Source organism: Bradyrhizobium manausense (genome assembly GCF_018129685.1).
GTDB classification, from domain to species: domain Bacteria; phylum Pseudomonadota; class Alphaproteobacteria; order Rhizobiales; family Xanthobacteraceae; genus Bradyrhizobium; species Bradyrhizobium manausense_D.
In genome coordinates this window covers 521,457-535,057 of record NZ_JAFCLG010000001.1, presented here as the reverse complement: position 1 = coordinate 535,057, position 13,601 = coordinate 521,457, and the positions used below count along the sequence as shown (strand labels likewise).

14 protein-coding genes are annotated in these 13,601 nt (G+C 65.0%); 5 read left to right on the top strand and 9 right to left on the bottom strand.

Annotated features, from left to right (window positions below; translation table 11 throughout):
* Positions 1 to 30: 30 nt before the first annotated feature.
* On the bottom strand, positions 31 to 633 hold the full coding sequence (locus JQ621_RS02610; RefSeq protein ID WP_212232850.1) for a DNA-3-methyladenine glycosylase: 603 nt from the start codon (positions 631 to 633) through the stop codon (positions 31 to 33).
* 130 nt (positions 634 to 763) lie between these two features.
* Between JQ621_RS02610 and lipA the strand changes: the two genes are divergently transcribed.
* Together lipA and JQ621_RS02600 are read left to right on the top strand one after the other, a co-directional pair.
* Positions 764 to 1,720: a lipoyl synthase gene (gene lipA, locus JQ621_RS02605; protein ID WP_212232849.1), complete on the top strand. Its 957-nt coding sequence runs from the start codon at positions 764 to 766 to the stop codon at positions 1,718 to 1,720.
* Between the two features lie 6 nt (positions 1,721 to 1,726).
* The gene (locus JQ621_RS02600; RefSeq protein WP_212232848.1) at positions 1,727 to 2,209 is read left to right on the top strand and encodes a type II toxin-antitoxin system RatA family toxin; all 483 of its coding nucleotides are present in this window, start codon (positions 1,727 to 1,729) and stop codon (positions 2,207 to 2,209) included.
* Here the strand turns inward: JQ621_RS02600 and JQ621_RS02595 are convergent, their stop codons facing one another.
* The 8 genes from JQ621_RS02595 to JQ621_RS02560 form a co-directional block, all read right to left on the bottom strand.
* Positions 2,210 to 3,025, bottom strand: a complete 816-nt coding sequence (locus tag JQ621_RS02595; RefSeq protein WP_212232847.1) for a c-type cytochrome — start codon at positions 3,023 to 3,025, stop codon at positions 2,210 to 2,212.
* Positions 3,025 to 4,647 (bottom strand): b(o/a)3-type cytochrome-c oxidase subunit 1, encoded by a 1,623-nt coding sequence (locus JQ621_RS02590; RefSeq protein WP_212232846.1) that lies wholly within the window; start codon positions 4,645 to 4,647, stop codon positions 3,025 to 3,027. Before JQ621_RS02590 ends, JQ621_RS02595 begins: the two co-directional genes overlap by 1 nt.
* Positions 4,634 to 5,200, bottom strand: a complete 567-nt coding sequence (locus JQ621_RS02585; RefSeq protein WP_212232845.1) for a cupredoxin domain-containing protein — start codon at positions 5,198 to 5,200, stop codon at positions 4,634 to 4,636. Before JQ621_RS02585 ends, JQ621_RS02590 begins: the two co-directional genes overlap by 14 nt.
* The gene (locus tag JQ621_RS02580) at positions 5,197 to 5,373 is read right to left on the bottom strand and encodes a hypothetical protein (RefSeq protein ID WP_211395848.1); all 177 of its coding nucleotides are present in this window, start codon (positions 5,371 to 5,373) and stop codon (positions 5,197 to 5,199) included. Before JQ621_RS02580 ends, JQ621_RS02585 begins: the two co-directional genes overlap by 4 nt.
* A gap of 8 nt (positions 5,374 to 5,381) precedes the next feature.
* Positions 5,382 to 6,623, bottom strand: coding sequence for a cytochrome c (locus JQ621_RS02575; protein ID WP_212232844.1), 1,242 nt, complete (start codon positions 6,621 to 6,623; stop codon positions 5,382 to 5,384).
* Between the two features lie 8 nt (positions 6,624 to 6,631).
* On the bottom strand, positions 6,632 to 7,339 hold the full coding sequence (locus tag JQ621_RS02570; protein ID WP_212232843.1) for a c-type cytochrome: 708 nt from the start codon (positions 7,337 to 7,339) through the stop codon (positions 6,632 to 6,634).
* Positions 7,340 to 7,811: 472 nt separating this feature from the next.
* Positions 7,812 to 8,420 (bottom strand): CinA family protein, encoded by a 609-nt coding sequence (locus tag JQ621_RS02565; protein ID WP_212232842.1) that lies wholly within the window; start codon positions 8,418 to 8,420, stop codon positions 7,812 to 7,814.
* A gap of 3 nt (positions 8,421 to 8,423) precedes the next feature.
* Positions 8,424 to 9,620 (bottom strand): bifunctional 2-C-methyl-D-erythritol 4-phosphate cytidylyltransferase/2-C-methyl-D-erythritol 2,4-cyclodiphosphate synthase, encoded by a 1,197-nt coding sequence (locus JQ621_RS02560; protein ID WP_212232841.1) that lies wholly within the window; start codon positions 9,618 to 9,620, stop codon positions 8,424 to 8,426.
* 280 nt (positions 9,621 to 9,900) lie between these two features.
* Between JQ621_RS02560 and dusB the strand changes: the two genes are divergently transcribed.
* The 3 genes from dusB to ntrC are packed head-to-tail and all read left to right on the top strand — an operon-like array spanning position 9,901 to position 13,526.
* Entirely contained in the window at positions 9,901 to 10,902 is a 1,002-nt protein-coding gene (gene dusB / locus JQ621_RS02555) for a tRNA dihydrouridine synthase DusB (RefSeq protein WP_212233779.1), read from the top strand.
* Entirely contained in the window at positions 10,899 to 12,074 is a 1,176-nt protein-coding gene (locus tag JQ621_RS02550; RefSeq protein ID WP_212232840.1) for a two-component system sensor histidine kinase NtrB, read from the top strand. Before dusB ends, JQ621_RS02550 begins: the two co-directional genes overlap by 4 nt.
* A 9-nt stretch (positions 12,075 to 12,083) precedes the next feature.
* Positions 12,084 to 13,526, top strand: a complete 1,443-nt coding sequence (gene ntrC / locus JQ621_RS02545) for a nitrogen regulation protein NR(I) (RefSeq protein ID WP_212232839.1) — start codon at positions 12,084 to 12,086, stop codon at positions 13,524 to 13,526.
* Positions 13,527 to 13,601: the final 75 nt, after the last annotated feature.

Genomic DNA, 13,601 nt, shown 5'->3' with positions numbered 1-13,601 from the left:
TCGGCTCCACGAGCCGCCCCGGAACGACAACTATTTCGGAAACGGCTTGCTGAGGAATTTCGAGCCCTTGACGCCATAGCGCCAGGGCAGCTCGACCGCCTTGGTGATGCCGATCCGGATGCCGGCCACCACCTCGACATCCTCCGTCCGCGCATGCAGCGCGATCGGTGGACGGTCCAGCGGCAGGGCGTTGTGCGCGATGCTGATCCCAAGCGCCTCGGTCAGCTTGCCGGGGCCCGAGCACAGCCTGTGCACCTCCTGGAGATGGCGACGGCGGCGCATGGCGGCGAGGCCATGCGTCGGTTCCAGCGCGCGGATCAGCACGGCCGCGGCCGAGCCCGCCTCCTCGCAGACGAAGTTCACACACCAATGGATGCCGTAGGAACGGTAGACATAGGCAAAGCCTGCTGGACCGAACATGATCTGGTTCCGCGGCGTGGGACCGTTGTAGGAGTGCGCGGCCGGCTCGGTATGATGATAGGCCTCGACCTCGACAATGATCCCGCCGACACCGTCGACCAGCATGGTCGCGCCAATGAGATCGGGCGCGACCTCGTGGACGCTGCGGTTGAAAAAGCTGCGCTTGATGGCTTTGCCGAGCCGCGGTGTGGAAGCTTTCGAGACTGGAGCCATTCGAGGTGAGAATCGCCTGAGAACAGAGCAGGATATTGCCCATATCTGCCATGTTCCCTGAAGCAGGGCGAGCCGGGTTGCGGCAGGCAGCCAGACCGATTAGGTAGGTCCTGAACAGACCGGACAGATCATGGTCGTTATTGTCGATACCATCACGAACCCGTTGCGCCCGCGTCACCCCGAAAAGGTGAACCGCCCTGATTCCGCTTCGCCGCCGAAGCCGGACTGGATCCGCGTCCGCGCGCCCAACACCCGCGGCTATGCCGACACCCGCAACATCGTGCGCGCCAATGGCCTGCACACGGTGTGCGAGGAGGCCGGCTGCCCGAATATCGGCGAGTGCTGGGACAAAAAGCACGCGACCTTCATGATCATGGGTGACACCTGCACCCGCGCCTGCGCCTTCTGCAATGTGAAGACCGGGCTGCCCAATGCGCTCGATGCGGCCGAGCCGCAGAACGTCGCCGAGGCCGTCGCCAAGCTTGGTCTCGCGCATGTCGTCATCACCTCGGTCGACCGCGACGACCTCGCCGATGGCGGCGCCGAGCATTTTGCCCAGACCATCCGCGCGATCCGCGCGGCATGTCCAACGACCACGATCGAGATCCTGACGCCGGACTTCCTGCGCAAGCAAGGCGCGCTGGAGGTGGTCGTTGCCGCGCGGCCCGACGTGTTCAACCACAATCTCGAGACCGTGCCGTCGCGTTATCTGACCGTGCGACCCGGTGCGCGCTATTTCCACTCGATCCGGCTGCTGCAGCGGGTCAAGGAGCTCGATCCCACCATCTTCACCAAGTCCGGCATCATGGTCGGGCTCGGCGAGGAGCGCCACGAGGTGCAGCAGGTGATGGACGATTTGCGCTCGGCCGACGTCGACTTCCTCACCATCGGGCAATATCTCCAGCCGACCCGCAAGCATCACGCCGTGATGCGCTACGTGCCGCCGGACGAGTTTTCGTCGTACGAGAAGGTCGCGTATACCAAGGGCTTCCTGATGGTGTCGGCAAGCCCGCTCACCCGCTCGTCGCATCATGCCGGCGAGGACTTTTCGAGACTGAAGGCCGCGCGGGCCGCAGCAGCCCGCTAGACTGATATGCCCAAATTTTCGAGCAAGCGCCGTGTCGATCACAGCGCATCCGAGATGTTTGATCTGGTCGCCGATGTCGAGCGCTATCCGGAATTCGTGCCTCTGTGCAGTGCGCTGAAAATCCGCCAGCGCATGACCAAGCCCGACGGGACCGAGGTGCTGGTCGCCGACATGACGGTGTCGTTCAAGCTGGTCAAGGAGTCCTTCACCAGCCGCGTGACGCTCGATCGCACCAATCTGAAAATCCTGGTCGAATACCTGCAAGGTCCGTTCAGCAATCTGGAAAACCGCTGGACGTTCGAGCCAAAAGGTCAAGAAGGGGGCAACGACGTCTGCGATGTCGGTTTCTTCCTTGGCTATGAGTTCAAGAGCCGCATGCTGGCGATGCTGATGGGCTCGATGTTCGACGCAGCGTTCGCGCGGTTTTCGACCGCGTTCGAGAAGCGCGCGGACGCGATCTACGGCCGGCCGAAGCTGGCGTCGTCGTAATCAATCCACCGCTTTCACCACATCAGGCGGCTGCGAGGCGTAATACGCGGCGGCGGCCTCGATCTCCTGCGGCGTCAAGGCGCGGGCGATGTTGCGCATTTGCTGGCTGATGTCATTGCGGCGTTCGTCTGAGGCAAACGCCTGGAGCTGCGCCTTCATGTAGGCCTCGGACTGTCCCTCCAGCCACGGGCTTCCGGTCTTGTTGTCGAGGCTGCCATGGCAGGCGCCGCATGGCGCGATGCCGCGCAGCGGCGCGCCGTAGATCACGATGTTGGGCTTCGGCAGGAGCGGCGTCGGGTGATAGGCCGGAGGACGCGGCAGATAGGCGTAATAGTTTGAAAGATCTGCAATTTCGTCGTCGGTGAGATTGACGGCGAACGGCGACATCACGGCGTTGCTGCGCGCGCCGGAGCGGAAATCGTGCAACTCCTTGTAGATCACTGCGGCGTACTGGCCGGCGAGGTTGGGCGAGTCCGCGCGGCTGATGCCCGTCGGGCCGTGGCAGATGGCACAGCGCTGCGCCAGCGTGGCGCCGCGCCCGATCGCCTCCTGGCTCGGGCGCGACAGCGTGCGCGATGTGAGCACGACTTCCGACAGGCGCTTGTCCTGCGCCTGCGCCGCCACGCTCGTCGTGCGTTGTGGCACGCCGGCGGCGCTACAGATCGCATCCCATATGCTGGTGAACCGGGCCCAGGGCTGCGCGAAGGGCAGTACGACAAATCCCGCAACCGCCGTCACGATCAGGATGGCGGCGGTGATGCCGACGCCGATTGTGAAGTGGCGATTGCGGAAGGTGAAGAGATCGCGGGTGCTCATCACTGCGCTCCCACATAGACGGCGGGCACCGACGTTCCCGCAGAGGTCGCGAGGTTGAGGATCGGATAGCCGTAATTGGTGATGGTGAGCACGATCATCAACGCCACCCACAGCGCATGGGTGTTGAGCGCGACCGGCACGATCGTCGGCTGGTGCACGGCGAGCGCAAAGCGATAGGCGCCGGCGTCGGCCTGAGGCGCACGCATGCCGCGCGCCAGGATGACCAGGAAGAGAATGCCCGAGGTCAGCAGGATGAAGCCCCCGATCACGGAGAGGATCACCGACAGTGCCTGCGGCGCGATGGCGGGATCTCCGAAATCGAAATAAGCCATGCGGCGCGGCATGCCCAGAATGCCGACCCAGTGCCAGGGGAACGTGGTGACGATCATGCCGATGAACCACAGCCAGAGCTGGGTGCGGATCAGGCGCATGTCGATCAGCTCGCGCCCGGTCAAATGCGGCCACAGATCATAGGCGATCGCAAAATAAATGATCACGATGGCGCCGCCGAAGATCAGGTGGAAATGGCCGGTGATCCACTGTGTGTTGTGGATGGACGCATCGAGCTGATAGCTCATGTTGATGAGGCCGCCGGCGCCGCCGAAGCCAAGCATGACGAACGAGAAGGCGAGCGCCAGCATCATCGGATTGTCCCAGGGCAGGGCCCTGATCCAGCCGAACAGGCCGCGGCCGCCGCGCAGGCGCGCCGCGATCTCGACCGACGCGCAGATCGTGAACACGGTCAAAAGCGTTGGCAGGGCGACCAGCGCCGTGAAGGCCGAATGGATGAACTTGAAGCCGGCCCCGACTTGCGGATCGGCGAACGTGTGGTGCATGCCGATCGGCATCGCCACAACCAGGAACAGGATGAAGGAGATCCGCGCCATGGTGTCGGAATAAACCCGGCCGCCGATCGCGCGCGGCACGATGGTGTAATAGGCGATGTAGGTCGGCATCAGCCAGAAATAGACGATGGCGTGCAGCGTCCAGGAGAAGAAGATGCGGGCGAGGCCAGCATCGATCGTGTTCTTCAGGCCTGCCGCGACGGGAATGATCTGGAGCAGCAGCTCGAGCGCGGCACCGACGGCGGTCCACGCCCAGAGATAGGAGCCCGCGACGTTGGCGAACATCGCCAGCGGCACCGGTGCGCCGGGATGGGCTCTGCGCCAGACGCGCAGATTGATCGACATCAGTGCGACCCAGATCCAGGAGCCGACCACGACCAGCACGACGCCGAGATAGTAGAAGACGTTACCGATCAGAGGCGGATAGAATGTGTAGAGCACCGAGGCCCGCCCGAGCGCGATCGGGATCACCGCCATGACGCTGCCGACGACGATCAGCCAGAATCCGGTCCAGGCCCAGCGCACGCCGACGAGGCGCTGCTCCAGCGCGGACTCGCTGATGGCATAGCCGAAACCCATCGCAACCAGCGTTGGGAAGACGTAGCCCATCACCGTGCCGTGCGCGGTGAGCGACCGGTAGTAGAGCTCGGGGTTGGACAGCCAGGTGCCGATCGGGCTGCGGATGAACATCTGCCAGGCGCCGAGCGTCAGCGCCACGCCGAACAAGGCGAAGGCAAACCAGAAATGCGCGAGGATGAGCTTCCTATTGGCCAACACAGCTCAGCCTCCCCCCGGCCTTCGCGCGGGTTGCGAAGTCGGTCCTGTCGATCACCTTGACCTTGCCCCACATGCCCTCATGGCCGAAGGAGCAAAACTCCTGGCATGGCATCAGATAGTCGCCGGTCTTCGTAAAGCGCATCAGCTGCTCGGATATGTAGCCCGGCACCAGCATGGTGTTGACATTGGTGCCCTGGATCAGGATGCCGTGTACGACATCGGCGCTGGTGGCGCGGAGCGTGATCGGCGTATCGACGGGCACCACGATACAAGCGGGCGTGAAGGAATATTGCTGGCCGATCGCGCGCACCGTGACATTGCCATTGGGCTCCAGCACGCTGCCGAGATTGCTCTCGACGAATTCGCCGGAGAGATGAATGCGCGAGGGATCGGTGGTCTCGACGCGCGGCTGCGGCATGGTCGCCTGATGGATGCCTGCGAAGGCCGCGAGCAGCGCCATGCCCGCGATGATGATGACGGCAATGGTCGCCCAGCGCCGTTCGACGCGGGCCGCGACTTCGGCGCTGCCCGCATGAGTTTCCTGTGCGCTCATTGCAGCGATCCGCGCGGCAGGAACACGAACAAGTAAAAGGCGAGCCACATCGCGACCACGCATGCGGTGGCGATGCCGGCCAGCACGATGGCGCCTGACGGCCCCTGGGCGACGACTTCCTCGACGGCCTGGTCGGCGGCGGCTGGGCTGGTCGGCGGATCGGAGTTGAACATGACGCCTCTCAGTTCAGCGGTGCGGAGCGCAGCTCGTTGGCCTCGCGCGCCGAAACCGGCGAGCCGCGATTGCCCCAGGCGGTGCGGATGTAGGAGACGACGGCGGCGACCTCGTTGTCGGAGAGCAGGCCCGCGAAGGGTGGCATACCGTAGGGCATCGGATTGCCCTCGGTGCCCGGCGGATAGCCGCCGTTGAGCACCATGCGGATCGGGTTCACTGCCGACTGCATTTCGATCGATTGGTTATTGGCGAGCGGCGGCCAGTGTGGTGGCCTGCCTTCGCCCTGGGTGCCATGACAGCTCGCGCAATTCTTGTCGTAGACAGTCTTGCCGAGACTGATCAGCAGACTGCTCTCGGTGTTCGGCAACACCGTGCTCGCCGGCGGCGGCGATGAGCCTTCCGCGATGCCCTTCAGGTACACGGCCATCGCCTTGGTGTCGGCATCGTTGAGGTATTGCAGGCTGTTGTGCACGACCTCGGCCATCGGCCCGTAGACCACGCCACGCGCGGAGACGCCGGTCTGCAAGAGGTCGGTGATGTCCTTGATGCTCCAGTCGCCGAGGCCCGCTTCGCGGTTCGATGTGAGCGAGGGCGCGTACCAATTCTGCATCGGGATCAGGCCGCCCTTGAAGGCGTCCGACTGTGAGGTGCCACCGAGCGCGTTGATCGGCGAATGGCACATGCCGCAATGGCCGAGGCCTTCGACCAGGTAAGCGCCGCGATTCCATTCGGCGGATTTGCTCGGGTCCGGCTTGAACTCGCCCTCGCTGAAGAACAGCGTACGCCAGCCGAGGATGAGCTGGCGGTTGTCATAGGGAAAGCGCAGCTCGTGCGGCTTGTTCTTCTGGTTCACCGGCGCGATCGAACGCAAATATGCGAAGATCGCGTCGCTGTCGGCGCGCGTGACCTTGGTGTAGGAGGCGAACGGCATCGCCGGATAGATCAGCCCGCCATCCGGGAAGCGGCCGCTATGCATGGTCCGGTAGAAATCGTCGGCGGTCCATTTGCCGATCCCTGCCTCCGGATCCGGCGTGATGTTGGAGGTGTAGATCGTGCCGAACGGGGTCGGCATGGCGCGGCCGCCGGCGAACAGGCGGCCCTCGGGTGCGGTGTGGCAGGCCGTGCAATCGCCCGCACGTGCCAGATATTCACCGCGCGCAATGACGTCGCTGGTCTTGTCCTGCGCCCGTGCGGTCGTCGTCAGCGCGGCGACGGCGAGCAGGGTGATCGACAGTTTTGAGACCATCATCCGCCTCGTCAATTGGGCTGGCTGCCGCAACCGAAGGGCAACGCGTAGGTGCCTTTCGGAACGGGAGCAGGATTGTCCGTGGCAGGGCGCGCCGCAAGCCAGGCCGCGACGGCGGTGACGTCGGCCTCGGTCAGATGGCCGGCGACGACCTGCATGCAGTCAGGCGATTTCGCCGTGCGGGTGCCGTAACGCCAGGCGCCGAGCTGGGCGCTGATATAGGCGGCGCGCAAGCCGAGCAGGCCGGGGATGCCGGGCTGCATGCCCGTCAGTCCCGGACCGTGGCAGCTCACGCACGCCGGGATGTTGCGACCTGCATCGCCGCCGGTGACGAGCAATTCGCCTTGCGCCATGACGTCCTTGCTGACCTCGCTCGGCGCCGGCTGTGGCAGCGGTGGGTGCTCGCCGGCAAAATATTCCGCCATCGCTTCGAGATAGGGATCGGGCAAGAACTCCAGCAGATAATTCATCGGCGGATATTTGCGCCGGCCGCTGCGAAAGGCGAGGAGCTGGTTGTAGAGATAGCCTGACGGCTTGCCGGCAAGGCGCGGGAAATAGACGTCGCTGGTGCCTTCGCCCTTGTTGCCGTGACAGGGCGTGCAGGCCTCGACCCGCGCCGACATCGTGTCAGGCGGCTGGTTGGCCGTTTGCGCAGCCGCGCCATCGAAGGCAGCCAAGATGACGAGTGCCGCGGCAATCGCCGCATCGCGAGCGAACACGTTCGTCACCTCCAACGTGCCAGACCGGTTGATTCCGGAGCACAACGTAGACCGGCATTATTGCGCCAATATATTCCGGCGCAAGGTCGCGTGGGCGTGATGACGATCCGGGCGCGTCGTAGCGTCGCACATCATGATCGATTTGGATATATTTGCGTGCAATTTGAAAAACAAACATGACGTTTCGTGGGTTGACGGCTTCTGCCCAGCTCTCCCCGGGGAGCGATGCGCTATTGCCCCCGTCGCCTTGCGGATGACTGATGCATGGACCCGGTTGGGCACAGACATCACCGCAAGACTCGACGCACAGACTCCGGGCGTCAGGACCACACGGTTTGCCGTACGCAGTCACACCCGTCGTCTGCGCTGCCGCAAATCAGAAATTCGGTAAAGCGGAATATATTCGCACCCCGATTGACCCGCCGGTCGGGTGTTTTGCTTGACAGGCATGTGGATGGGGCAACCGGACTCACTAGCCCCGCGGCGACCTCGGCGGCCTGCGCTTTGCCACATGCCGGCGCGGCGTTCGCGTCACGCGGGGACGCAAGCGGCTCGCGGCGGCGCGGCGGGGCTTGGCCGCGACTTGCGGGCCGCGGGCGAGTTCCATCAACATGCGCAGGGCCTCGACCACGGAGCGCTGCCGGACGGCGGTGCGGCCGATCGCGCCAAAGCGCTGCTCGCGATGGATGATGCGGCCGTCGCGCGCGGCAGCGGCGAAATGGACGAGGCCGACCGGCTTGCCCGGGGTCGCGCCGCCGGGGCCGGCGATCCCGGTAATGGCAACGGCGAGATCGACACCGGCCCGCTCCAGCGCGCCAATCGCCATCGCGGTCGCGGTCTCCCTGCTGACGGCGCCGAAATTGGCGAGCGTGCCGGCCTCGACCCCGAGCATCGCGCGTTTGGCATCGTTGGAATAGGTGACGAATCCGCGGTCGATGACGTCAGAGGAGCCGGGGATGTCGGTCAGTGCGCCGGCAACGAGGCCGCCGGTGCAGGACTCGGCGGTCGCGATCGTGAGCTTGCGCATCCGGCACAGATCGAGCAACGAGCGGGAGAGGGCGCGTGCGTCGCTGCCGGCCATGGCCTAGACACTCCAAATCTTCTCGTTGAATGGAAGGCGGATGGTGGCGCTCGCGGTGGCCGCGATGCCTTCCTCGCGGCCGGTGAAGCCGAGCCGCTCGCTGGTCGTGGCCTTCACGGCGACGCGGGAGATGTCGACGCCGGAGATCTCGGCGATGCGCGCGCGCATCACCTCGCGCAACGGGCCGATCTTCGGGCGCTCGCAGATCATCGTGACTTCGAGATTGGCGACGCGGCCGCCGCGCGCCGTAACGCGGTCGATGGCGTATTTCAAGAACTGGTCGGAGGAGGCGCCCTTCCACTTGGCATCGCTCGGCGGAAAGTGCGAGCCGATATCGCCGTCGGCGAGGGCGCCGAGGATGGCGTCGACCAGCGCGTGCAGGCCGACATCGCCGTCGGAATGGGCGAGAAAACCCTTGGTGTGGGGCACGCGCACGCCGCAGAGCATGAGGTGATCGCCCTCGCCGAAGGCGTGCACGTCGTAGCCCGTGCCGGTCCTGATGTCGCCGAGCAGGCTGGCCAGGCGCGCTTCCTCGCGCACGAAATCTTCGGGAGTGGTGAGCTTCATATTGGCAACATCGCCTTCAAAGGTCGCAACCGTCAATCCCGCCCATTCGGCGATCGCGGCATCATCGGTGAAATCGGATCGTCCGTCCTTGGCCGCCCGACGATGCGCTTCGAGAATGACGTCGAAACGAAAGGATTGCGGCGTCTGCGCGATTCGCAAGCGCGCCCGATCCGGCGTATCCTCGACATCGCCGTTCGTGCCGGTGACTTTGATGGTGTCGGTGACGGGGACGACGGGGATCGCGGCGCCCGTGCGGTTTGCCGCCTCGATCGCGCGCGAGATGACGCCTGCAGAGACGAAGGGACGCGCCGCGTCGTGGATCAGGACGATGTCCGGCTTGTGCCTGGCGAGCGCTTCGAGGCCTGCCAGCACCGAAGCCTGGCGCGTCGCGCCGCCATGGGTCGGCGCCTCATGCTTCAGACCCGCGACCGCCGCCGCGAACATTGCGATGTCATCGGGGTTCACCACCGGTTGCACCGCTGACACCTCGGGGTGGGTGCTGAAGGCTTCCATCGCGCGGTAGATCACGGGCACGCCGCCGATCTGGCGATATTGCTTCGGCCCGCCGGCGCCGGCGCGCAAGCCACGTCCGGCGGCGACGAGAACGACCGCAGTGCGCTGTGAATTCGCCATAGGACTCAAATATTCAAGTGTTAAGGGAAGAGTCGGGAGTGGGTGATTGCCGGCATGCCTCTAGCACGGCAGGCCCGCAAAAAAAGGGGGTTTCCCGGGATTGTGGGATTCAGCATTTTGCTGCACTGCACTTGAAAGATTCTGCAGAACTGTCTAAACTGTAGGCATGACGCTTGACTGCACAAGAATTGTGCGCAAGATAGGTCGTGGCAGGGCGATGAGGCCCTGCCCACTCAACGAGACCACTGTGACCGGCCCGGCAGGATCAGGCTCTAAGCCTCTGAAAATAGGCGATATTGAAATCGCTAATCCGGTCTTCCTGGCGCCGATGTCGGGAGTGACGGACTCGCCTGTTCGCCGTCTCGCCGCAGAGCTCGGGGCAGGTCTGGTCGTCTCCGAGATGACCGCCAGCGATGAGCTCGCCAACGGCCACCGCATGTCTCGGTTGCGCTGCGAAGCAACCGGTGTCGGCCCGCATGCGGTCCAGCTCGCCGGCTGCGAGGCGCATTGGATGGCGCAAGGCGCCCGGATCGCCGAAGCCGAGGGCGCCGACATCATCGACATCAACATGGGTTGCCCGGCGCGTCACGTCACCGGCGGCCAGTCGGGCTCGGCCCTGATGCGCGACCTCGATCACGCCGTCAGCCTGGTCGAAGCGACGATTGCCGCCGTGAGGGTGCCGGTGACGCTGAAGATGCGGCTCGGCTGGGACGACCGCAGCCGCAACGCGCCGGAATTGGCACGGCGTGCGGAAGCCGCCGGCATCAAGCTCGTCACGGTGCATGGCCGCACGCGCTGCCAGTTCTACAAGGGTGAGGCCGATTGGGATGCGATCCGCGCCGTGCGCGAGGCGATCTCGATTCCGCTCGTCGTCAACGGCGACATTACGTCCTATGAGCGGGCGCTCGCGGCGCTCGAGGCCTCCGGCGCCGATGCCGTGATGATCGGCCGCGGCGCCAACGGTCAGCCCTGGCTGCCTGGCGAGATCGGCCGCCGCCTGAATGGCGGGGCTGCGGAAGCCACGCCCTCGCTCGCAACGCAGCTCCACTATGTCCGCACACTTTATGAAGGCGTCTGCGCGCTCTACGGCCTGCGGGTCGGCCTCAGGCATGCGCGCAAGCATCTCGGCTGGGCGCTCGATGTTGCGGCCGATTCGAGCGGCGCGCCGGTTGAAACGCTGAAGGCCTGGCGCCGGAAGATTCTCACGTCCGAGGATCCGCGTCTCGTTCACCAGTCGCTGCAAGATGCCTTCGACGATTTTGCATGGAGCGCTGCTGCATGAGCTCAGCCGCTGACCATCGCCGGCCGCTTCTGTCCGAAAGCGACGCGATTCTCGATGCCTTGCCCAATCCTGTTCTCATGATCGGGCCGGACGGCAAGATTGTCGCTGCCAACATCGCAACCGAAGCGTTCTTCGATATCTCGACGCAGTTTTTGAAGCGGCAGTCGCTGAAAGAACTTGTGCCGTTCGGCAGCCCCCTGCTGGCGCTGATCGACCAGGTGCGTTCGTCGAACTCGCCGGTCAACGAATACAAGGTCGATCTCGGTACGCCGCGCATGGGCGGCGACCGCCAGGTCGATCTCCATGTCGCCCCGCTCACCGAGCGGCCCGGCCACATCGTGGTGATGCTGCAGGAGCGCTCCATCGCCGACAAGATGGATCGCCAGCTCACCCACCGCAGCGCTGCGCGCTCGGTGATAGCGCTGGCAGCGATGCTCGCCCACGAGATCAAGAATCCGCTCTCCGGCATCCGCGGCGCGGCGCAATTGCTCGAACAGCAGGCCTCGACCGAGGACCGCATGCTGACGCGGTTGATCTGCGACGAGGCCGACCGCATCGTGACGCTGGTCGACCGCATGGAGGTGTTCGGTGACGAGCGGCCCGTGGTGCGCGGTCCCGTCAACATCCATTCGGTGCTCGATCACGTGAAGCGGCTGGCGCAGTCCGGCTTTGCCCGCAACATCCGCTTCATCGAAGATTACGACCCATCGCTGCCGCCGGTGCTGGCGAACCAGGACCAGCTGATCCAGGTGTTCCTCAATCTGGTGAAGAACGCCGCCGAAGCCCTGATCGACGTGCCCGACGCGGAGATCCAGCTCACCACCGCGTTCCGCCCGGGCGTGCGCCTGTCAGTCCCCGGTCAAAAAACCCGGGTATCCCTGCCGCTCGAATTCTGCGTGAGGGACAATGGACCAGGCGTGCCGGACGATCTTCTGCCCAATTTGTTCGACCCTTTCGTGACCACCAAGCAGACCGGATCTGGTCTCGGTCTTGCTCTGGTTGCCAAGATCATCGGCGATCACGGGGGCATCATCGAATGCGAGTCTCAGCCGCGGAAGACCACCTTCCGCGTGCTGATGCCGATGTACTCGACATCGGCCAAACACGCCGATCACAGCAGTCGCGACGGCTCTGCCGGGAAGTCGTCGTCTGCATCACAGGGGGCAAAATGAGGATCAACAATGCCCGCAGGTAGTATTCTCGTCGCTGATGACGACACCGCCATCCGCACGGTTCTCAACCAGGCGCTTTCCCGGGCCGGGTATGAAGTCAGGCTCACCGGCAACGCCGCGACGCTGTGGCGTTGGGTCAGCCAGGGGGAGGGCGATCTCGTCATCACCGACGTCGTGATGCCGGACGAAAACGCCTTCGATCTCTTGCCGCGGATCAAGAAGATGCGGCCGAACCTGCCTGTCATCGTCATGAGCGCGCAAAACACCTTCATGACGGCGATCCGCGCCTCCGAGCGCGGCGCGTATGAATATCTGCCAAAGCCCTTCGACTTGAAGGAGCTGATCGCCATCGTCGGCCGTGCACTCGCCGAGCCGAAGGAACGCGTCGCGGCGCCGGACGACGATTCCGAGATGGAGGCGATCCCGCTGGTCGGCCGCTCGCCGGCGATGCAGGAAATCTATCGCGTGCTGGCACGCCTGATGCAGACCGACCTCACCGTGATGATCACGGGCGAGTCCGGCACCGGCAAGGAGCTGGTGGCGCGTGCGCTGCACGATTACGGCAAGCGCCGCAACGGCCCGTTCGTCGCGGTCAACATGGCGGCGATCCCGCGCGACCTCATCGAATCCGAGCTGTTCGGCCATGAGCGCGGCGCCTTCACCGGCGCCAACACGCGCGCCTCCGGCCGGTTCGAGCAGGCCGAGGGCGGCACGCTGTTCCTCGACGAAATCGGCGACATGCCGATGGAGGCGCAGACGCGTCTGCTGCGCGTGCTGCAGCAGGGCGAATACACCACTGTCGGCGGTCGCACGCCGATCAAGACCGACGTGCGCATCGTCGCGGCGTCCAACAAGGACCTGCGCGTGCTGATCCAGCAGGGGCTGTTCCGCGAGGACCTGTTCTTCCGCCTCAACGTCGTGCCGCTGCGGCTGCCGCCGCTGCGGGAGCGCATCGAAGATCTTCCGGATCTCGTGCGTCACTTCTTCTCGCTGGCCGAGAAGGATGGATTGCCGCCGAAGAAGCTCGATGCGCTGGCGCTGGAGCGGATGAAGCAGCATCGCTGGCCCGGCAACGTGCGCGAGCTCGAGAACCTGGCTCGCCGTCTCGCCGCGCTGTATCCGCAGGACGTGATCACGGCCTCGGTCATCGACGGCGAGCTCGCGCCGCCCTCGGTCAGCCCGGGTGCTGCGGTCCAGCAGGGCGTCGACAATCTCGGCGGCGCGGTGGAAGCCTATCTCTCATCGCACTTCCAGGGCTTCCCGAACGGCGTGCCGCCGCCGGGCCTCTACCACCGCATCCTCAAGGAAATCGAGGTGCCGCTGCTCACGGCTGCGCTCGCGGCCACCCGCGGCAACCAGATCCGCGCCGCCGATCTGCTCGGCCTCAACCGCAACACGCTGCGGAAGAAGATCCGGGATCTCGATATCCAAGTTTACAGGAGCGGAGGCTAGTTCTCGCGACAAACGCTCAACGCTTTTGGGCGGCGGTGGCCCAGCTACCCCCTACCACAGCGGAGCTGAGCCTGT